Raw genomic sequence first — 19,703 nt, 5'->3', positions numbered from 1 at the left:
GTCATCCAACGTCAACGGGCCGCGGAGCAACCTCAGGCTTGACTGTGCGAAGCATGCCCGGCTGATTGCGACATGTCGCGAGTGGCATCAGTACCAGTAGCGCCGACCCGCGACAGGGCGACCGACTGCGCCCAGAATCCACAGTGCCGCTCCGACAACCAGCAGAATGACGCCGATCGTCCACAGCACATTGATCTTGAAAATGAGCGCCAGAATAAGCAGCACCACTCCGAGGGCAATCATCGCCAATCCCTTCTCAAACAATCAAACCGACCGCACCCAGCGACGAGGGCTGCGGTACATGGCAATCGGATACAACCGGGTTGAACCCGAGGTAGTTCAACGGACCCGCCAACGTAGTGACAGCGATGGTTCCGGCATTTGCACAGCTGGTTTGGTAGCCGTGGAAATAGTCGCGCTGCCATGCGGCGAAGACGCCGATCAGCAGCCAGCTCAGCACAATGGTCCCGGCCAATCCACCGATTCGCATCCGTCCTCCATTCATCTGTACCCGATCAGTTCCCCGTTGGACGGCTATCGAAACCTGGCAAATCATGGCGGGATCTGGGCGATGTTTGACCGCGGTCCTAGGCGGGGTACTGCCGGGATTCGGGGTACATCGGCGAACGGAACGGGGTGCGTAGATGATGCTGCTGGAAACAGCTGAATCCGGTGTGCGGGTGGGCAGTCACGCGGAATGGATCGGTGAGGCCGGCGATATTGTCGATCGGATGCTGCGCGACGTCGCGCATGGCCGCTTCGAACGGTCTTTGTCGGCGATGACGGCGTTCGCCGCGATGGTCACGACGGCCGAAATCTATCTCGAGCATTACAAGGCCGGCTTCGGCAACAAATGGATGTGGAGCCCGGTTCTGGTCACGCCGCCGGTGGTGGTCGCCGGGATCGGTGGGGTGTTCTCCCGCCGCTGGGCCAAGCGCTGGCTGCCGTTGACCGCAGGGGTGTACGCCGCTAACGGCCTACTGGGGGAGTACCTGCACGCTCGCGGGGTTGCCCGAAAGCCCGGAGGCTGGAAGATGGCGTCCTACAACGTTCCGATGGGGCCGCCGATCGCAGCGCCCGGCCTGATGGCGATGGTCGGCGGGATGGGCTTGCTGGCGGCGGTGCTGCGCCGCGAACGCTGAGGTGCCGGCAGCCATGGCCGACACTTCCCGTCCCGACCACCTGCCGAACCTACGTGCCGACCGTCAACCGCCGCACCCGTCCTGGCTGCCCCGGCAACGCCGCGGCGTCACGCCGCAGATGATCGGGCGCTATCCGGATTTCGACGTGCTGGCGTCGAAGGACAGCTGGGACGACGCCACCAGACAGGTGGTGCTGGCCCGGCTGGAACCGCCGGGGCCGCTGCGGTTCTTCACCGCAGCGGAGGAGCCTACGCTGCGGGCGTTCTGTGACATTGTGCTGGCGCAAGATGCCGAGCCTCGGGTGCCGGTCGCCGAATTCGTCGATGCCAAGCTGGCCGACGGTCAGCTCGACGGTTTCCAGTACGCCGACATGCCCGACGATCGGGACGCGTGGCGTCTGGTGTTGCGCGGCTTGGACGAGGCCGCAGGCCAGCGGTACGGCAAGGCGTCATTCGCGCAGGCCGAGGTGCCCACCCAGCTGGCTCTGGTCGATCAGTTCTCCCGTGGCCGGTTGCAGGGTGGCTCCTGGTCGCAGCTGAACCAGACTCGAGCCTGGTCGGTGTGTATGCGAATGACCCTGTCGGCGTTCTACTCCCATCCCTGGGCGTGGAACGAGATCGGCTTCGGCGGCCCGGCCTACCCGCGCGGATTCATGCGGCTCGGCGGCCCGAGCGGTCCGGCGGCGGCGCGTGAACCATTCGAAACTCGCGGTGCCATCGACAAGGACCCGGTGGAGCTGGTGCTGGAAGAGGACTCGTAGTGGGCGATTTCTGGCGCGGTCTGCTCAAGGGATCGTTGGGCCCACCAGCCAATGACTCGCGGTTCCTCCTGGATGTGCAGTCGCGAGGGCTGCCCGGCGAGAAGACGATGCGCCGGTATGGCGTCGATGACGAGGTCGACCTCGTGGTCGTAGGCGCTGGTGCCGGGGGATCGGTGCTGGCGCAACGACTGGCGCGGGCCGGCTGGCGTGCAGTGATCATCGAGGCTGGACCGTTCTGGCATCCCGACAGCGACTGGGTCTCCGACGAAGCCGGATCGCATCCGTTGTACTGGACGCAGAAGCGCATTATCGGCGGGGACGATCCGATCGAACTGGGTAAGAATAATTCCGGCCGCGGCGTCGGCGGCTCGATGGTGCACTACGCCGGCTACTGTCCGCGATTTCATCCGAGCGACTTGCGCACATTCAGTCTCGACGGGGTGGGGGCGGATTGGCCGATCGACTATGAGGACATCCGCCGTCACTACGAAGTGCTGGAGGCTGAACTGCCAGTCGCCGGGCAGAACTGGCCATGGGGATATCCGCACCGCTACCCGTCGTCGCCACACCCGATCTCTGCTCCCGCATCCAGGCTGTGGGAAGGAGCCCGCAATCTGGGTATCGAGATGCGGGTGGGCCCGGTCGGAATTGTCAACGGCACCTTCGGAAACCGGCCGCATTGTATCTACCGCGGCTACTGCCTGCAGGGCTGCAAGGTCAACGCCAAGGCAAGCCCGTACGTCACCCATCTGCCCGACGCGCTGGCACACGGCGTGGAGATCCGGGCGGACTGCATGGCTTCCCGTATCGAACTCGACGACGCCGGCGCGGCTATTGGTGTCGTCTACTACGACGTCGACGGTGCCGAGCACCTGCAGCGTGCCAAGGTCGTCGCGGTCGCGGGGTACTCGATCGAAACCCCACGGCTGTTACTCAATTCGACCAGCACCCGGTTTCGGCACGGCCTGGGAAACAACTCCGATCAGGTCGGCCGCTATGTCATGGTCCAAGGGGCGGCGCAGACCGCGGGCCGTTGGTCCGAGGAACTGCGGATGTACAAGGCGCCGCCGCCGCAGGTGTCCAGCGAACAGTTCTACGAGACCGACACCGCTCGGGGATTCGCCCGTGGGTTCTCGATTCAGACCGTGTCGCCGCTGCCGATCGGCTGGTCGGAGCACGTGCTTGCCGACGGTCACTGGGGCCGAGCGATGCGCGAATACATGCGCGACTACAACCACTGGAGCACGATCGGCGTGCTCAACGAACTGCTGCCCCTGCCCGACAACAGGATCACCCTGGCTGACGAAGTCGATGGCTACGGGATCCCGGTGGCCCGAATGGACTACACCCGCTGCGAGAACGACAAAGCGAACATGGCCTACTCGACCCGGGTGATCACCGAGATCCTGCACGCGGCGGGCGCCCAGGACGTTTTGACCATCCAGCGCTACGCCCACCTGATCGGTGGCGCTCGGATGGGTACCGCGCCGGAGAACTCGGTCGTCGATGCTGACCACCGCGTGTGGGGTGTGCCGAACCTGTTCATCTCCGACGGCTCGGTCTGCCCCACACAGGGGTCGGCCAACCCCGCGCTGACCATCATGGCGTTGGCCTCGAGGCTCGCCGAACGTCTTGCCGGAAAGCGCATCTCGCAGAAGGGAGTCCGGCCATGACCCAAACAGTGGTCGTCACCGGAGCCAGTGCCGGAATCGGCCGTGCCGTCGCACAGTTGTACGGCAAGCGGGGCGCCTGTGTCGCCCTGCTCGCGCGCGGTGAAGCAGGGCTGCGGGGCGCGGCGCGCGATGTCGAAGAGGCGGGGGGCACCGCGCTGCCCATTCCTACCGACGTCGCCGACCCCGACGCGGTGGCTGCCGCCGCCGATCGTGTCGAGGCCGAGTTCGGGCCGATCGACACGTGGATCAACGTCGCGTTCGCGTCGGTTTTCGCGCCGTTCACCGAGATCGGGCCCGCGGAGTTCAAACGGGTTACCGAGGTCTGCTATCTCGGCTTCGTCTACGGCACCATGGTTGCGTTGGCCCGGATGAAGCCCCGCGACCGCGGCACGGTTGTGCAGGTGGGATCGGCATTGGGGGAGCGTTCGATCCCGCTGCAATCGGCCTATTGCGGGGCAAAACACGCCGTCAACGGCTTTACCGAATCGGTACGCTGCGAGCTGCTGCACGACGGCTCGAAGGTGAACATCACCCTCGTTCAGATGCCGGCGGTCAACACCCCACAGTTCTCCTGGGTGCTGTCCCGGCTTCCCCGCCACCCGCAGCCGGTGCCGCCGATCTACCAACCGCAGCTGGTGGCCAAGGCGGTGCTACGGGCCGCCGACCATCCCCGGCGCAAGCAATACTGGGTGGGCGAAAGCACCGTAGCCACCTTGCTGGCTCAGCGATTCGCCGCGCCATTGCTCGATCGCTATTTGGCCCGTACTGGCTACGACTCGCAGCAGACCGGCGAGCGCGTCGACGGCGACAAGCCGTACAACCTCTGGGAACCGCTCGACGAACGGCCGGGCAGCGACCACGGAGCGCGCGGGGCGTTCGACGACTCCTCGCACGCACACAGCCCGCAGATCTGGGCGGCCCGACACGCCGGACTGGTCGCCGGGGCCGCCACCGCGCTGGGGGCGGCCGGGGCTGGGGTACTGGCCGCACGTCGGCCGCGTTGAGCCCGACAAAGAGACGAAGACGAGGAAAGGAATCCGGCAATGGCTGGAAAGAAAGGCCAGAAGGCCGAGGCAGACGTCGAACCCGACGCCCACCAGGCATGGTCGCGTGCCGGCAAGGGTGAAGACGGCAGCTATGTGGGGCGGACAAGTCCCGATGATGCCTTCGATGCCGGCGAAACCGGCGCCGAAGCCAGAAGCGACGACACGTAGAGGTTTGACCCGAAGGTGCAATGGCTAACCTGCGCCCATTATGGCTTCGAATACCGCAGGAATCGTAGTCGGCGTCGATGGGTCGCCGGCGTCGCAGGACGCTGTGCGCTGGGGCGCCCAGGAAGCTGAACGCCGCGCAGTACCCCTGACTCTGGTCCATGCGGCGTCAACCCAGCTGTCACCTCTGATGGCCCGCTGGATGGTGTTCGGTCAACATGAACTGCCGCACCGGCGCGTGCAACGGATCGTCGATGACGCCGTCGGAGTCGCGACCGGCAGCGCCTCAGACGGCGCGCCCGCGCAGCTGAACACCAAGGTGGAGTTCGCGGACCCGGTTGACGCGCTCGAAGAGTTGTCGCGACAAGCCGATCTGGTCGTCGTCGGATCGAGCAGCCGGCGACGGTTGCGGCATCTGTTCTTCGGCTCGGTCGGCTCGGCGCTGTCGCCGCGCTGTCACTGCCCACTGGCCGTTTTGCAGGATGACGACCTAGCGGCGCCCTCGGACGCTGCGGTGCAGGCCGACCCGACGGGTTGGTGATCGGCACCGCTCAGGACGGGGCTGCCGGCTGCGGGTAGAACACCGAGATGAATAGGGCACGGCCGGTGAGCAATTGATGGAATGATTCGGCGTACACACGTGTCCGGTTTGCCCGATCGGCGTGCCGACAATCGCGAACGCTCCCGAAATGGTTGCTGGGCCAGCTCATGGGGTAACCAACCCCGATTGCATTCGCTGATTGGAGGTCTCATGCCCAAGACGACGAAGAGCGGCGCCGTCAAACGCGGCGAGCTGCCCAGTACACTGCAGCGCTCCGGGGCCAAGGCCCAGCGCACTTTCGCTAAGGCGCACGACGCTGCCGCCAAGGAGTACGGCAGCGAGCAACGTGCGCACCGGGTCGCATATGCCGCGCTCAAGCACAGTTTCGAAAAGGTCGGGGATCACTGGGAACCCAAGAAGAAGCCCGGCCCGTCGGACAAGCGCGCGGCCGGCGGCGGCCCGAACAACTCCGGACCGTCCGCAGAGGGCGTCGACGCCAATGCCAGCAAGCAGCATCTTCTGGGCGTCGCCCGCCGGCTGGACATTCACGGACGATCGACGATGCGGAAATCCGAACTGGTCACGGCGATCAAGAAGCACAATCGCCGGGTCCGCGGCAAGTAGCCTGCTGACGGCAGTTCTAGCCCCGCCCGTCGGCCAGGCCGGCGATCGGCGTCTGATCCAAGTGCTCCAGAAGATCCTCGGCGTTGTCGAAAACTACCGCCGCACCGGCCGTTTCCAATTCGGCACGCGAGACGCCGCCGCTGAGCAGACCGATGGTGGGCACCCCGGCACGCACGCACGCCTTGGCATCCCAGACCGCGTCGCCCACAAAGACGGCGCGCTCCGCCGTTGCGCCGACCCGGTCGAGTGCTATCCCGATGATGTCCGGATTCGGCTTCGCGACGTCGACATCGGCCGAAGAGGTGACCGCCGCGACAAGGTCGTCACAGCCGAGCACCTTGCGCAGCATCGCCAACTCGTTCTCGGGTGCCGAGGTGGCCAGCACCACCGGAAGATCAAGAGCGACTATGTGTTCCAACAGCTTGCGGGCGCCCGGTAGCGGCGACAGCAAGTCCGATGACTGGAGATAGTACTGCGAGTGCAGGTCTTCCAGGCGCCAGCGGACGTCGTCGGGTGCGTTATCGGACAGCAGGCGCACCAACTCCGATCCGTCCATTCCGATGGCGCGGTGGATCCGCCACGACTCCACCTCGTGGTGTAGCTCGGCGAACGCACGCCGCCAGGCGTGCACGTGCAGGTAGTTCGAATCGACCAGGGTGCCGTCGACGTCGAACAACACAGCCGATTGTGCGCTCACGCTCTTCCCCTCCCGTTCGCGAATGGTCCTGGCCGTTTGCGGATGACCTGGCTGGGATACCCACCCACGGACTTCCCAAATACCGACGAGGAGGAGAAGCGGTGGCTATCGAGGACCGTGATGGCAAGCAGCGACAGCTCGACGACTACCGGGTCGACCGGCAGTCGGGATACCTCACGACGCAGCAGGGCGTACGAGTCGACCACACCGATGACGCGCTGACGGTCGGCGAGCGTGGCCCGACTCTGCTTGAGGACTTCCACGCCCGAGAGAAGATCACCCACTTCGACCACGAGCGGATCCCCGAGCGGGTGGTGCATGCCCGCGGCTCGGGTGCCTACGGCTACTTCGAGCCCTATGACGACTCGCTTGCGCAGTACACCGCGGCGCGTTTTCTGACCACACCGGGCACCAAGACCCCGGTGTTCGTGCGGTTCTCCACCGTGGCAGGTTTCCGCGGCTCGGCCGACACCGTGCGCGACGTGCGCGGATTCGCGACCAAGTTCTACACCGAGGCGGGCAACTACGATCTGGTGGGCAATAACTTTCCGGTGTTCTTCATCCAGGACGGCATCAAGTTCCCGGACTTCGTGCACGCGGTGAAACCCGAGCCGGACAACGAGATTCCGCAGGCACAGTCGGCTCACGACACGCTGTGGGATTTTGTGTCGCTGCAGCCGGAGACCCTGCACGCCATCATGTGGCTGATGTCGGACCGCGCCCTGCCGCGCAGTTACCGGATGATGCAGGGATTCGGCGTGCACACCTTCCGTTTTGTGAACGCCAATGGCGAGGGGACGTTCGTGAAGTTCCACTGGAAGCCGAAGCTGGGTGTGCATTCGCTGATCTGGGACGAATGCCAGAAGATCGCCGGCAAGGACCCCGACTTCAACCGCCGCGATCTGTGGGACGCCATCGAGGCGGGTCAATTCCCGGAATGGGAACTCGGTGTCCAGTTAGTTGCGGAAAGCGATGAGTTCAAGTTCGACTTCGACCTGTTGGACGCCACCAAAATCATTCCCGAAGAACAGGTTCCGGTGCGCCCGGTGGGCAGGATGGTGCTCAATCGCAACCCGGAGAACTTCTTCGCCGAAACCGAGCAGGTGGCGTTCTGCACCGCCAACGTCGTGCCGGGAATCGACTTCACCAACGACCCGTTGCTGCAGTTCCGCAACTTCTCCTACCTGGACACGCAGTTGATCCGGCTCGGCGGACCGAACTTCGCTCAGCTGCCGATAAATCGGCCGGTGGCTCAGGTGCGCAATAACCAGCACGACGGCTACGGCCAACACGCGATTCCGCAGGGCAAGTCCAGCTACTACAAGAACTCGTTGGGTGGTGGCTGCCCAGCCTTGGCTGACGAGGGCGTGTTCCGGCACTACACCGAGAAGCTGGACGGGGCCAAGATCCGCAAGCGCGCCGCCAGCTTCGAGAACCATTACAGCCAGGCGCGGATGTTCTATCGAAGCATGTCCGCCCCCGAGGCGAAGCACATTGTCGCCGCTTACGCCTTTGAACTGGGGAAATGCGAAACCGTTGAGATCCGGCTGCGCGCCGTCGAACAGCTCAACCGCATCGACCACGACCTGGCGCGGCAGGTGGCCGAGAAACTGGGCCTGGCCACCCCTGATGAGCAGCCCGTCGAGGAGGTGGTGCGCTCACCTGCGCTCTCGCAGCTGACCCATGCCGGTACCCCCGCAGGTGAGGAAGCGCCCGGCATCGAAAGCCGCAAGATCGCGGTGCTGGCCGCCGACGGCGTGGACGTGGTGGGCGTCGAACGGTTCGTCGCGGCGATGCGGGAACGCGGCGCGATCGCCGAAGTGCTGGCGCCGGTCGCCGGTGGCGAGCTCGCCGGTGGCTCTGGCGGCCGGCTGAGTGTCGACCGGGCCTTCACGACCATGGCGTCGGTGCTCTACGACGCGGTGGTTGTGCCGTGTGGGCCGGACGCCGTGGAGGCGCTGTCCGGCGACGGATATGCGGTCCACTTCGTGACGGAGGCCTACAAACACCTCAAGGTGATCGGGGCATTCGGGGCGGGGGTGGAGCTGCTGCCCAAGGCCGGCATCTCCGAGCGGCCGGCCGAGGACACCACGGTCGCCGTCGCCACCGGGGTAGTGACTACCACGGCCGCGGCGAAGGACCTGAACGACGAGTTCTTCGACGCGTTCGCCGCGGCGCTCGCCGAGCACCGCGTCTGGAGCCGCTCGGCCGACGCGGTGCCCGCCTAGATCACTAGATCACGGCACCAGGCGAAGCGGCCGACCCGACCGCTGTACTTCGCTCAATGCGTCCGCCAGCGAGTTCACCAGCGGGAGTCGAGAGTGCGGGTCGCAGATTCGCAGCAAGGTGGACAGTGCCGGGCTCGAAACCACCTTCAGCTTGGTCTGGGCGCTGCAACATTGCGCGCTGATCGACTGAAGAGCTGAAAACCCGTTGGTCCCAATAAAAGTCAGTTCAGATAGATCCACCACCAGCCATTCGCAGCAGTCGGCGCAGCGTTTGGCGTAATCGGCGAATGGGCCGGCATTCGCCGCGTCGATCTCGCCGTTCACGGCGACGACGGCTCCGGTGCGACCCCAATGGACAGTGAATTTGGCGGTGTGATTCCGCCAAACCTGGGTGGCTTCCGTTGCGGGAGTGGCGAATGCGTTCTGAGTAACTTTGCTGATCGTCATGCTGTGGCTCCATCAGTCGACGAATCGTGCTGTTGGATCACGTCAACGTAATCACTTCCGGGGCTGCGCTTACGCGGTGACGTTTCACTGCGGCTGTGAACTCAACCGGAGGAATCAGACGTTACCGAGAACCGATCCGATTGGCAAAGAGGTGCCCGACAATTTCTGGAAAATCCCAGTGAAACCTTAATTTTCACCTTGCGAGCAGGGACGAACGTCCCGCTGACCAGGCCGTGGTCATAAGGTCGGCAAGCCGATTTTCCACAGTGTCGAGAGCTCGCATGCCGAATACGACATCCGTCTCCAAATGCGGATTGTGGTCCAACAGGCTGCCGATCACGTCGGTGCGTACCACTTGTTCGTGTACCGCGTCGGCCTCGACGTGCTCGGCGTAGAACGCCACGCACGGCTCCGGCGCGCCCATTCGGTGCAGGGCTGCGACCAGACGGCTCGAGCCGGGAGGGGAGGTGATCTCGGTGGCGGCGAAGTGCCCGGCGGCCGCCCCCCGCCAGCGGCGATGCAACCCGAACAGTGACATCAGGTTCACCACCGCCAGCGACTCGGCCGGCACAACATCGAGGTAGGCGAGGTAACCGGCATCCAGCCCGGCGGCGGTGAGCAGGTCGGCGAAGAGCTGCTGGTGCACCCGCGGACCCCGCCCGGCGCCGTACTCGTCGAACTCGATCGCGACGAACGACGCCTTGGCCTGGCCGGTCAGGCGCGGGATGATCCAGGCGTGCGGATCGCCCTCCTTGAGGTGGTACAGCGATCTGTGGACGAAGTACTCGCGCGCCTGCTCCCAGGTGCCCTGATCACGCAGATACCACGAAGGCCCGCTGCCGTGCACGGGCTCGGTTGCCGCAGCATCCATTTCGGCACGAGCCGTCGTGTGCGGCGGGATCACCCCGACGTCTTGGCGGACGGCATCGAGGAACGCGTGTTCGAGCTGGGCACGCAGTTCCAGCAGGGTGGCGTCCCACTCCCAGCCTGGGTCCACCCCGGCGAACCCGCGGTAATGCAACTCGTAGCAGACGTAGAGCGCCAGGTGCAGGTCGCGGCCGTAGGGATCGATGTCGGCGGTCGGGAGGTGGTTGAACGCATGGGACGCGCGGGCAGGCCGACGAAGGAGGTCGCACACCGCCGCCGACAACGGCCCGCTTGCGACGGGCAGACGCGGTTCGGTGTGGGTGGCTGCGATAGGCACGCTTGCGGGTACCCCTGATCCGGACCGCGTCAAACGGCGCGCCGTTTCGGCGGTCGGCGGTTGGGTATCCGGAGCAGCATGACACGCTTCGGCTACACCCTGATGACCGAGCAGAGCGGGCCCGCGGACCTGGTCGGCTACGCCGTTGCCGCCGAGGAACGCGGTTTCGACTTCGCGGTGTGCAGCGATCATTTCTCGCCGTGGCTGGCTTCGCAGGGCCACGCCCCCAACGCGTGGGCGCTGCTGGGCGCGGTCGCGCAGGCCACTCAAGACATAGGCCTGTACAGCTACGTGACCTGTCCGACGATGCGCTATCACCCGGCGATCGTGGCCCAGCAGGCTGCCACCGTGCAGATTTTGGCCGAGGGCCGGTTCACCCTGGGGCTGGGCAGCGGGGAGAACCTCAACGAGCACATCGTGACGGGAGCGGGGTGGCCGAACGTAGCGCGCAGGCAGGCCATGCTCGCCGAAGCCATCAAAATCATCCGTGAGCTGCTGATGGGGGAGACGGTCGACCACCACGGCGACTATTTCCAAGTCGACCAGGCGCGGCTGTGGGACCTGCCGGACATCCCGGTCGCGTTAGCCGTGGCCATGTCGGGCCCCAAAGGTGTCGACCGATTCGCCGCAGCTGCCGATCACCTGATCGCAGTGCAGCCCGACCGCGATCTGGTCCACTCCTGGCACACCGCACGGCAGGCGGCCGGATTGGCGGGCGGGCGAATCATCGGGCAGCTGCCAGTGTGCTGGGATCTCGACCGGGATCAGGCAATACAGCGCGCCCACCGGCAGTTCCGCTGGTTCGGCGGCGGCTGGTCGGTCAATTCCGAGCTGCCGACACCGGCGGCGTTCGCGGCCGCGACCCGCTACGTGCAGCCGCGCGACGTCGCCGGGGCCATACCCTGCGGGCCGGAACTGGATCCAATTGTCGACGCCGTCGGCGCCTACCGAGACGCCGGTTTCACCGACATCGCGCTGATCCAGATCGGCGGGGAGACCCAGGAGGCCTTCCTCAAGGAGGCCGCAGAGCCGCTGCTGGCTGCACTGCGCGACGCCCCGTAGCGGCGACTGCGAGAGCGGCGGAGCCGGGTGAATGGGGGCACCTCCCGCTTGCGGGGGAAGGTCGCCGCCATCAGCGCAGCGGGTTTCGGGTGCGAGCGCCGAGGGTACAAGGGGCCTCATGAGCGACATCAGCGACACCGATGAGGGAATCGATCAGAGGCGTACGACCCAGCCGCGGGCCGGACTGGTGTTCAAGGACCGCCGGGAGTTGCCGGGATTGGCCATGCTGCTGATGGCGGCGCTGGCATTGGTGGGCTTCATGAGCGCCGCCGCCCAGCACGACGCCGGGTGGACGCTGGGCTTCGGAATCGCGGTCCTAGCGTTGGCGATCGGCGGTTTGGCCTGGGTCTTCATCGGGCGAAACCGCACCACCCACGCCGGTCATCACCGGCGTCAGACCTAACGCGCCGGCCGCGAACCGGGACACCGCCTGTGCCCCGGTCATTGAGGCCTGCCCATAACCTGGCCGGTGCCGACTGCCGATCTCACCCGAGGCGGGATTCAGCGTCACCTCGGCCAACAGTTCTCCCGTCGTCGGCTCGCAGACTGCCCAGATATAGCGCGAGTCGTCGGCCCAGCCTGATTCCGCCTTCGCGACGTAGTCCGGGTCGGTCTCACCGAGGTCGGCCAGGGGCACACGGTCGTCTATACGATCGTCGGCCCGTGGTATCCGCAGATACCACGGGCCGGCGTTGATCTCGACAGCTTCTATGAGTCCGACTCCTCCTCATCGCTGGCGCTCTGCATCGTCGTCGGACGCTCGATGTCGGTTACTTGATCTCGCAGAGCACGGTGCCCTGCGTGATGGCCGATCCGGCCTCCGCCGACAGGCCGGTGATGACGCCGTCCTTGTGCGCGGTGACCGGGTTCTCCATCTTCATGGCCTCCAGGACGACGACCAGGTCGCCGGCGGCGACCTCCTGGCCCTCCTCGACGGCCACCTTCACCACGGTGCCTTGCATCGGTGCGGTCACTGCGTCACCGGACGCCGCCGCGCCGCCGTGCGCGCCACGCTTGCGGGCCTTGGGCTTCTTCCGGATGGCTCCCGCGGCGCCGCCGGCTCCGCCGCCGCCCAGCGCCAGGTCGCCGGGCAGCGAGACCTCCAGGCGACGGCCGCCGACCTCGACGACCACCTTCTGCCGCGGCTGCGCGTCCTCGTCGTCGAGGGGCTCACCGCCGGTGAAGGGCTCGATGTTGTTCTCGAACTCGGTCTCGATCCAGCGGGTGTGAACAGTGAAGCCGTTCTCGTCGCCGACGAACGCCGGGTCACGAACCACCACACGGTCGAACGGGATGACCGTGGCCAGACCCTCGACGTGGAACTCGTCCAGGGCGCGCCGGGCGCGCTCCAGGGCTTCGGTGCGGGTCGCGCCGGTGACGATCAGCTTGGCCAGCATCGAGTCGAACTGTCCGCCGATCACCGAACCGGTCTCCACTCCGGAGTCCATCCGGATGCCCGGGCCGGTCGGCGGGTCGAAGCGGGTGACCGGGCCGGGGGCGGGCAGGAAGCCGCGACCGGCGTCCTCGCCGTTGATGCGGAACTCGATCGAGTGGCCGCGCGGCTCGGGGTCCTCGGTGAGGTCGAGCGTCTCGCCGTTGGCGATCCGGAACTGCTCACGCACCAGGTCGATGCCCGAGGTCTCCTCGGTGACCGGGTGTTCCACCTGCAGTCGGGTGTTGACCTCCAGGAAGCTGATCAGGCCGTCCTGGCCGACCAGGTACTCCACGGTCCCGGCGCCGTAATAGCCGGCCTCCTTGCAGATCCGCTTGGCGGACTCGTGGATCTCCTTGCGCTGTGCGTCGGTCAGGAACGGCGCGGGGGCCTCCTCGACCAGCTTCTGGAAGCGGCGCTGCAGCGAGCAGTCGCGGGTGCCCGCGACGACGACGTTGCCGTGCTGGTCGGCGATCACCTGGGCCTCGACGTGGCGCGGCTTGTCCAGGTAGCGCTCCACGAAGCACTCGCCGCGACCGAAGGCCGCAATCGCCTCGCGGGTGGCCGACTCGAACAGCTCGGGAATCTCCTCGAGGGTGCGCGCCACCTTCATGCCGCGACCGCCGCCACCGAACGCGGCCTTGATCGCCACCGGCACACCGAACTCCTTGGCGAAGGCCACCACCTCGTCGGCGTCCTTGACCGGGTCCGGGGTGCCGGGAACCAGGGGAGCCTTGGCGCGGGCGGCGATGTGGCGCGCGGTGACCTTGTCGCCGAGGTCGCGGATCGACTGCGGGCTCGGCCCGATCCAGATCAGCCCGGCGTCGATCACGGCCTGAGCGAAGTCGGCGTTCTCCGAGAGGAAGCCGTAGCCGGGGTGGATGGCGTTGGCGCCGGACTGGGCCGCGGCGTCGAGGATCTTCTCGAACACCAGGTACGACTCGGCCGAGGTCTGCCCACCCAGGGCGAACGCCTCATCGGCAAGCCGGACGTGGGGTGCGTCGGCGTCTGGTTCGGCGTACACGGCCACGCTGGCCAATCCGGCGTCCCGCGCGGCGCGGATCACCCGGACTGCGATCTCCCCGCGGTTGGCGACGAGCACCTTGGAGATCTTCGAGCTGGCATGGTTCGCCACTGGCCCTCCTGATGGCATGTTTAAGAAATGTCTTTAAGAATCTAGCTTCAGGCAGTGTAAAGCGCGACCGCTGAACCTGTTCCAGTGCCCCTTATGCGGCGCGTAAATGCCGCTTGATGCGGGTCAACATGGCCGACATACCCCGCAGGCGCAACGGGCTGATCAGGGCGGCCAGCCCCAGCCGAGACGCGAAATCCTCCGGCACGCCCAGGATGACGTCGGCCGGCTGGCCGTCGAGGCCGGCGGCCCAGATCGATGCGAAGCCGCGTGTCGTCGGCGCCTCTGCCGGCGCGCTGAAATACAGCCGCACCCGCTGCGGGTCGGCGGCATCGACATGCAGGAACAATGGCGACTGGCACTCCGGCACCGGTTCCATGGCGGATTCGGTCAGCTCATCGGGCAGGTCGGGCAGTTCGTCGGCGAATTCGATCAGCAGCCTGAGCTTGTCCTGGCCTTCGACTTCGGCGAAGTCGGACACCACCTGCGCCAATCCCTCCGGCAGGCTCATCAGCTGGCTGGACTCCCTGGGGCTCCGGGCAGCTGTCCGGGTTCGGGGCCGTCGACGATCGGCACGCGCACGGTGTTGCCCCACTCGGTCCAGGAGCCGTCGTAGTTGCGAACATCGGCGAGGCCGAGCAGGTGGGTCAGAACGAACCAGGTGTGGCTGGAGCGTTCCCCGATGCGGCAGTAGGCGATCGGATGGTCCCCGGGCTCTAGAAAATCGTAGAGGCGTTCCAATTCCTCGCGCTTGCGGAACCGGCCGGCGTCGTCGGCCGCCTTGCTCCATGGGATCGACACCGCGGTGGGGATGTGGCCGCCGCGCAGCACGCCCTCCTCCGGGTATTCCGGCATGTGCGTGCGTTCGCCGGTGTACTCCTGCGGCGAGCGGACGTCGATCAGCGGCACCTGGCCGATGTTGGCCAGTACGTCGTCCTTGTAGGCCCGAATGGGGGCGTCGTTGCGTTTGACGACGGGGTAACCGGCTGTGGTCTTCGACGGCACGTCCAGAGTGGTCTCGCGGCCCGAGGACACCCACAGGTCGCGTCCGCCGTCGAGCAGCCGCACGTCCTCGTGGCCGAACAGAGTGAACACCCACAGCGCGTAGGCTGCCCACCAGTTGGACTTGTCGCCGTAGATCACCACGGTGTCGTCGCGGGAGATGCCCTTGCGGTTCATCAGGTCGGCGAACTGCTCACCGGTGATGTAGTCGCGGACTGGGGAATCGTTGAGATCGGTGACCCAGTCGATCTTGACCGCAGTGGGAATGTGGCCGATGTCGTAGAGCAAGACGTCCTCGTCGGACTCCACCACGACGAGGCCGGGCGTGCCCAGATTGCCCGCGAGCCAGTCGGCTGTCACCAACCGTTCCGGGTGAGCGTAGGACTGCAGGGCGGGGCTGGGGTCGGCAGGAACTGGCACGATGCCGAGCCTACCGGTCGGTAACCGCTGTGCCACTTTCTTGCCTGGAAATCTCTGCGACGTCAGGCGGGCGTGATCTGGTCAGGCGAGGGGGTTGGCCGCCCACAGGGCAGCGACCGAGAGCCCGGCCGGGCGCAGCAGCCGACGCAGCATCGGCAGGCTGATGCCGATGACGCTGGAGGGATCGCCGTCGACGCCGTCGACGAACCAGCCGCCCAGGCCATCCAGAGTGAATCCGCCGGCGACCCGCAGTGGCTCGCCGCTGGCCAGGTAGGCCTCCAGGTCGTCATCATGGGGGCGACCGAAACGCACTGTGGTGACAGCGGTTTCGGTGATCTGATGAGTGATCTCGTTGTTGCGCAACCGGATCAGGCTGTGGCCGGTGTGGAGCTGGCCGGAATTGCCGGCCATGCCACGCCAGCGGTTGCGGGCTTCATCGACGGTCGGCGGCTTGCCGCACAGCTTGCCGTCGATGTAGAGCATCGAATCACAGCCGATCACAACGCAATCGGAACTCACCGGAGGATGCAGAGTGGACGCGACCTGCTCAGCCTTTGCGGCAGCCAGGGCGCCGGTCACGTCATCCGGGGAAGCAGTGGCGGGCAGGCCGGCCATCACGGCGTCCTCGTCGACACCGGATACCACCACCAGCGGGTCGATCCCTGCGCCGCGCAGGACGGCCAGCCGGCCTGCGGATGCCGAGCCGAGGACCAGCCTCGTCAAAGGTTCGTCACCGTCGGGTCATCGGCGCATGTGGGTGCGTTCCCGCAGCGTGATCAGCTGCCAGCTGAACACCGGAATCCGCAGCTTGTCGACCGGATGGCCCCACAGATTGCGGTCCCGCGCACCGGCTTCGGCGCCCGCGCCGCCTGCCGTGCCGAGCACCGCGACCAACGCCGCGATCTCCGCGTCGGTGGGGTTGCCCCGCAGCACCTTGATGTGCGGTTCGGCCGTCGCAGCAGTCTCTTCGACGGCCGTGGTCGCTTCGTTCTCTTCGCTCACAAGCTCACTCCGCTCTCGTGGCTCACCGGAGCTGTACTGCTCGCGTCACTCACAGGGGAATATTTCCGTGCTTCTTGGGCAGCGGCTGGACGATCTTGCGTTCCAGCAGCCGCAGCGACGCCGCGATGTAGCCGCGGGTGTGCGACGGCGGGATCACCGCGTCGACGTAGCCCCGCTCGGCGGCGACGTAGGGGTTTACCAGCGTGTCCTCGTACTCCTGCTGCAGTTGGAGACGCAGCGCGTCGACGTCGTCGCCGTTCTTCGAGGCCTCGGTGAGCTGCTGGCGGTAGACGAACCCGACCGCGCCCGAGGCGCCCATCACCGCGATCTGAGCCGTCGGCCAGGCCACGTTGACGTCGGCGCCCATCTCCTTGGACCCCATCACGCAGTACGCGCCGCCGTAGGCCTTGCGGGTGATGACGGTGATCTTGGCGACGGTGGCCTCACCGTAGGCGTAGAGCAGCTTGGCGCCGCGCCGGATGATGCCGTTGTACTCCTGCTCGGTACCGGGCAGGAAGCCGGGCACGTCGACCAGCAGCACGATCGGGATGTTGAAGCAGTCGCAGGTCCGGATGAACCGGGCGGCCTTCTCCGAGGCGTTGATGTCCAGGCAGCCGGCGAACTGGGTGGGCTGATTGGCCACAATGCCGACCGTGCGCCCCTCGATACGGCCGAAGCCGACGATGATGTTCTGCGCGTAACCGGACTGGACCTCCAGGAACTCGTCGTCGTCGAGGATCCGGGTGATGACCTCGTGCATGTCATACGGCTGGTTCGGCGAGTCCGGGATCAGCGTGTCGAGCTCGATGTCCTCGGCGGTGAGGTTGTCCTCGATGGCACCCTCGGGCGCCGGCACCGGGAAGTGCGGCGGGTCGGCGTAGTTGTTCGGGGGTAGGTAGCTGAGCAGGTCCCGGACATATTCGAACGCGTCCTGCTCGCCGGAGGCGACGTAGTGCGCGGTACCCGACTTGCCCATATGGGTGTGGGCGCCGCCCAGCTCTTCCTGCGTGACGTCCTCACCGGTGACGGTCTTGATCACGTCCGGGCCGGTGATGAACATCTGGCTGGTCTGGTCGACCATCACGATGAAGTCGGTCAGGGCGGGGGAGTACACGTGACCACCGGCAGCCGCGCCCATGATCAGCGAGATCTGCGGGATCACGCCCGAGGCCCGGATGTTGTTGTGGAAGATCTTGCTGTAGAGGCCCAGCGAGACCACGCCCTCCTGGATGCGGGCGCCGGCGCCGTCGTTGATCCCGATGAGAGGCCGGCCGGTCTTCATGGCCAGCTCCTGGACCTTGACGATCTTCTCGCCGTAGACCTCGCCGAGGCTGCCGCCGAACACCGTGGCGTCCTGGCTGAAGATGCAGACCTCGCGGCCGTCGATGGTGCCGTAGCCGGTCACCACACCGTCGCCGAGCGGCCGCTTGTCGGCCAGGCCGAAGTTTGTGCTGCGGTGCTTGGCCAGCGCGTCGAGCTCCACGAACGAACCCTCGTCGAGCAGTGCGTAGACCCGCTCACGAGCGGTCAGCTTGCCCTTGGCATGCACCTTCTCGACCGCGGCCTCACCGACCGGGTGCAGGGTCTCCTCGGTCCGACGCTTGAGGTCGGCGAGCTTGCCCGCAGTGGTGTGGATGTCGACGACGTGCTCGGCTTGCGCCTCTACGTGGGCCTCGCCGGAGTGCTCAGTAACACTGGTCATAAGAAACGATCTTAAAGTGTGGGCGATCGGACCGCCCGACCGGACCGGTTAGGGAATGTCGCCGTCGTCTTCGTTTTCCCGCCGCAGCCGCTCGGGGTGGTGGTAGTGGTTGCTGCGGGGTTGACCTGTGTCTAGGTGGGGTGGGGGCAGGGTTTGGGTGGTGCCGTCGTGGCGTTTGCGGGTTTTCCAGCCGCCGGTGGTGATGAGTTGGTGGTGGGGGCCGCAACGCAGGGTCAGGTCGGTGATCTCTGTACGACCTGTCTTGGCGTAGTCGTGGTCGTGGTGGACTTCGCACAGGTAGCCGGATATAGGGCAGCCCGGGTGGGAGCAGCCGCGTTCTTTGGCGTAGAGCACGATGCGTTGTCCGGGTGAGGCCAGCCGTTTGGTGTGAAACAGAGTCAACTCTTTGGCGCCCTGGTAGATCCGCAGGTAATGGTGGGCGTGGCTGGCCATGACGATCACGTCGCGCATCGGTAGCCAGGTGCCGCCGCCGGTGTGGGCTTTGCCGGTGCCGTTCTCCAGGTTGGCCAGGGTGGTCGAGACGATGATGGTGGCCGGTAGGCCGTTGTGCTGGCCGAGGTCTCCCGACGCCAGTAGGGCGCGGCCCAGGGCGGTCAGGGCGTCGTGGTTGCGTTGCGGCGCACTGCGCCCATCGGCCTCGATGGCGGCTTGCGAGGGGGTGCCGGCGGTGCAGGGGGTGGGATCGTTGGGGTTGCACATGCCGGGGGCGGCCCAGCGGGCTAAGACGGCGTCGAGGGTGGCGCGGGCTTGGGGGTCGAGATGGCCCTTGATGGGGGTCATGCCGTCGCGGTCTTGGGGGCCGAGCACGATGCCGCGGCGTTTGGCGCGCTGGTCTTCGGTGTAGTTGCCGTCGGGGTGTAGGTAGTCGGCGAGGCGTTGGGCCAGTTTGGCCAGCTCGTCGGGGCGACACCCGGTGGCCAGGCCGGACAGCTGCGCTTCGGCCTGGGTCACAGTGCCCGCGTCGACATCGGCGGGTAGATAGGTGAAAAAGGAACGGATCACCGCGATATGGGCGGCCCCGATCTTGCCCGAACGTTGGGCGGCGGCCACGCTCGGCAGGACGGGTTCCAACGGTTCGCCGGTCAGGCTGCGGCGGGCACCAAGTTCGGCAGCCTCAGCGATACGCCGTCCCGCCTCAGCCCGGGTCAGGTGCAACTCGTCGGCCAGCACCCAGCGGGGTTTGCCGCCGATCTCGGCAGGGTCGGTGGCGGCGAGTTGGTTGACCAGCGGATGCTCCACTGCGGGCAGGCGCCGCCGCAGCCGCTCGCAGCGCCGCAGCAGTGCCAGGCATTCCCGCGGAGTCAGGGCGTCGAAGTCCAGATCCTGCGCCCGATCCAGATCAGCCGACAGGGCGTCGAACACCTCGACGACCTGTTCCCGGCTACTCGAACGCATGTGCTAAT

Annotated in this window: 23 protein-coding genes; 10 read left to right on the top strand and 13 right to left on the bottom strand. The window is 66.4% G+C overall.

The genetic code is table 11. From position 1 onward, the window contains the following. Positions 1–87: 87 nt before the first annotated feature. Together ACKY0W_RS16120 and ACKY0W_RS16115 are read right to left on the bottom strand one after the other, a co-directional pair. Complete coding sequence (locus ACKY0W_RS16120; RefSeq protein ID WP_096867489.1) at positions 88–243, bottom strand: DUF6131 family protein; 156 nt, start codon at positions 241–243, stop codon at positions 88–90. 13 nt (positions 244–256) lie between these two features. Beyond that, positions 257–490, bottom strand: a complete 234-nt coding sequence (locus ACKY0W_RS16115) for a hypothetical protein (RefSeq protein ID WP_409434877.1) — start codon at positions 488–490, stop codon at positions 257–259. 241 nt (positions 491–731) lie between these two features. Here ACKY0W_RS16115 and ACKY0W_RS16110 point away from each other — a divergent pair, with 241 nt between their 5' ends. The 7 genes from ACKY0W_RS16110 to ACKY0W_RS16080 all read left to right on the top strand — a co-directional run bounded on the left by ACKY0W_RS16110 (position 732) and on the right by ACKY0W_RS16080 (position 5,951). Beyond that, positions 732–1,142, top strand: coding sequence for a hypothetical protein (locus ACKY0W_RS16110; protein ID WP_409437819.1), 411 nt, complete (start codon positions 732–734; stop codon positions 1,140–1,142). A gap of 13 nt (positions 1,143–1,155) precedes the next feature. After that, complete coding sequence (locus ACKY0W_RS16105) at positions 1,156–1,902, top strand: gluconate 2-dehydrogenase subunit 3 family protein (protein ID WP_409434876.1); 747 nt, start codon at positions 1,156–1,158, stop codon at positions 1,900–1,902. Then, positions 1,902–3,575 (top strand): GMC family oxidoreductase, encoded by a 1,674-nt coding sequence (locus ACKY0W_RS16100; RefSeq protein WP_409434875.1) that lies wholly within the window; start codon positions 1,902–1,904, stop codon positions 3,573–3,575. Before ACKY0W_RS16105 ends, ACKY0W_RS16100 begins: the two co-directional genes overlap by 1 nt. Beyond that, positions 3,572–4,579, top strand: coding sequence for an SDR family oxidoreductase (locus tag ACKY0W_RS16095; RefSeq protein WP_409434874.1), 1,008 nt, complete (start codon positions 3,572–3,574; stop codon positions 4,577–4,579). The genes ACKY0W_RS16100 and ACKY0W_RS16095 overlap by 4 nt, the downstream gene beginning before the upstream one ends. 39 nt (positions 4,580–4,618) lie before the next feature. Further along, positions 4,619–4,789 (top strand): hypothetical protein, encoded by a 171-nt coding sequence (locus ACKY0W_RS16090; RefSeq protein ID WP_406758073.1) that lies wholly within the window; start codon positions 4,619–4,621, stop codon positions 4,787–4,789. A 40-nt stretch (positions 4,790–4,829) separates the two neighbouring features. Then, the gene (locus ACKY0W_RS16085; RefSeq protein ID WP_409434873.1) at positions 4,830–5,327 is read left to right on the top strand and encodes a universal stress protein; all 498 of its coding nucleotides are present in this window, start codon (positions 4,830–4,832) and stop codon (positions 5,325–5,327) included. 210 nt (positions 5,328–5,537) lie between these two features. Next, entirely contained in the window at positions 5,538–5,951 is a 414-nt protein-coding gene (locus ACKY0W_RS16080; RefSeq protein ID WP_409434872.1) for a ChaB family protein, read from the top strand. A 16-nt stretch (positions 5,952–5,967) separates the two neighbouring features. Here ACKY0W_RS16080 and ACKY0W_RS16075 read toward each other — a convergent pair whose 3' ends face one another. Further along, complete coding sequence (locus ACKY0W_RS16075; protein ID WP_409434871.1) at positions 5,968–6,648, bottom strand: HAD family hydrolase; 681 nt, start codon at positions 6,646–6,648, stop codon at positions 5,968–5,970. A 107-nt stretch (positions 6,649–6,755) separates the two neighbouring features. On the opposite strand from ACKY0W_RS16075, the gene ACKY0W_RS16070 reads away from it, so the two are divergent. Next, entirely contained in the window at positions 6,756–8,876 is a 2,121-nt protein-coding gene (locus ACKY0W_RS16070; protein WP_409437818.1) for a catalase, read from the top strand. A 9-nt stretch (positions 8,877–8,885) separates the two neighbouring features. On the opposite strand, the gene ACKY0W_RS16065 is transcribed toward ACKY0W_RS16070, so the two are convergent. Together ACKY0W_RS16065 and ACKY0W_RS16060 are read right to left on the bottom strand one after the other, a co-directional pair. Beyond that, positions 8,886–9,323 (bottom strand): STAS domain-containing protein, encoded by a 438-nt coding sequence (locus ACKY0W_RS16065; RefSeq protein WP_409434870.1) that lies wholly within the window; start codon positions 9,321–9,323, stop codon positions 8,886–8,888. A 193-nt stretch (positions 9,324–9,516) separates the two neighbouring features. Then, complete coding sequence (locus ACKY0W_RS16060) at positions 9,517–10,527, bottom strand: iron-containing redox enzyme family protein (protein WP_409434869.1); 1,011 nt, start codon at positions 10,525–10,527, stop codon at positions 9,517–9,519. Positions 10,528–10,605: 78 nt separating this feature from the next. Here ACKY0W_RS16060 and ACKY0W_RS16055 point away from each other — a divergent pair, with 78 nt between their 5' ends. Both ACKY0W_RS16055 and ACKY0W_RS16050 read left to right on the top strand, forming a co-directional pair. Further along, positions 10,606–11,589 (top strand): TIGR03557 family F420-dependent LLM class oxidoreductase, encoded by a 984-nt coding sequence (locus ACKY0W_RS16055; RefSeq protein WP_409434868.1) that lies wholly within the window; start codon positions 10,606–10,608, stop codon positions 11,587–11,589. A gap of 118 nt (positions 11,590–11,707) precedes the next feature. Then, on the top strand, positions 11,708–11,992 hold the full coding sequence (locus tag ACKY0W_RS16050) for a hypothetical protein (RefSeq protein ID WP_406758089.1): 285 nt from the start codon (positions 11,708–11,710) through the stop codon (positions 11,990–11,992). On the opposite strand, the gene ACKY0W_RS16045 is transcribed toward ACKY0W_RS16050, so the two are convergent. The 8 genes from ACKY0W_RS16045 to ACKY0W_RS16010 all read right to left on the bottom strand — a co-directional run bounded on the left by ACKY0W_RS16045 (position 11,906) and on the right by ACKY0W_RS16010 (position 19,695). Further along, the gene (locus ACKY0W_RS16045) at positions 11,906–12,301 is read right to left on the bottom strand and encodes a hypothetical protein (protein WP_409437817.1); all 396 of its coding nucleotides are present in this window, start codon (positions 12,299–12,301) and stop codon (positions 11,906–11,908) included. The genes ACKY0W_RS16050 and ACKY0W_RS16045 overlap by 87 nt on opposite strands. A gap of 58 nt (positions 12,302–12,359) precedes the next feature. After that, positions 12,360–14,156: an acetyl/propionyl/methylcrotonyl-CoA carboxylase subunit alpha gene (locus ACKY0W_RS16040; RefSeq protein ID WP_409434867.1), complete on the bottom strand. Its 1,797-nt coding sequence runs from the start codon at positions 14,154–14,156 to the stop codon at positions 12,360–12,362. Between the two features lie 91 nt (positions 14,157–14,247). Further along, positions 14,248–14,664 (bottom strand): SufE family protein, encoded by a 417-nt coding sequence (locus ACKY0W_RS16035; protein WP_409434866.1) that lies wholly within the window; start codon positions 14,662–14,664, stop codon positions 14,248–14,250. Beyond that, positions 14,664–15,575, bottom strand: coding sequence for a sulfurtransferase (locus tag ACKY0W_RS16030; RefSeq protein ID WP_409434865.1), 912 nt, complete (start codon positions 15,573–15,575; stop codon positions 14,664–14,666). The genes ACKY0W_RS16035 and ACKY0W_RS16030 overlap by 1 nt, the downstream gene beginning before the upstream one ends. An 81-nt stretch (positions 15,576–15,656) precedes the next feature. Continuing rightward, the gene (locus ACKY0W_RS16025; protein WP_409434864.1) at positions 15,657–16,298 is read right to left on the bottom strand and encodes a Maf family protein; all 642 of its coding nucleotides are present in this window, start codon (positions 16,296–16,298) and stop codon (positions 15,657–15,659) included. An 18-nt stretch (positions 16,299–16,316) separates the two neighbouring features. Further along, a complete protein-coding gene (locus tag ACKY0W_RS16020) occupies positions 16,317–16,577 on the bottom strand; it encodes an acyl-CoA carboxylase subunit epsilon (RefSeq protein ID WP_406758094.1) in 261 nt (86 codons plus the stop codon). Positions 16,578–16,626: 49 nt separating this feature from the next. Next, the gene (locus ACKY0W_RS16015) at positions 16,627–18,279 is read right to left on the bottom strand and encodes an acyl-CoA carboxylase subunit beta (protein WP_406758095.1); all 1,653 of its coding nucleotides are present in this window, start codon (positions 18,277–18,279) and stop codon (positions 16,627–16,629) included. A gap of 48 nt (positions 18,280–18,327) precedes the next feature. Further along, positions 18,328–19,695 (bottom strand): HNH endonuclease signature motif containing protein, encoded by a 1,368-nt coding sequence (locus tag ACKY0W_RS16010; protein ID WP_409434863.1) that lies wholly within the window; start codon positions 19,693–19,695, stop codon positions 18,328–18,330. Positions 19,696–19,703 lie beyond the last annotated feature (8 nt).

Origin of the sequence: Mycobacterium sp. SMC-14 (genome assembly GCF_046250075.1) — a bacterium.
Lineage (GTDB): Bacteria > Actinomycetota > Actinomycetes > Mycobacteriales > Mycobacteriaceae > Mycobacterium.
Note: the sequence above shows the minus strand (reverse complement) of the source record. Positions and strands in the feature narration are given on the sequence as shown.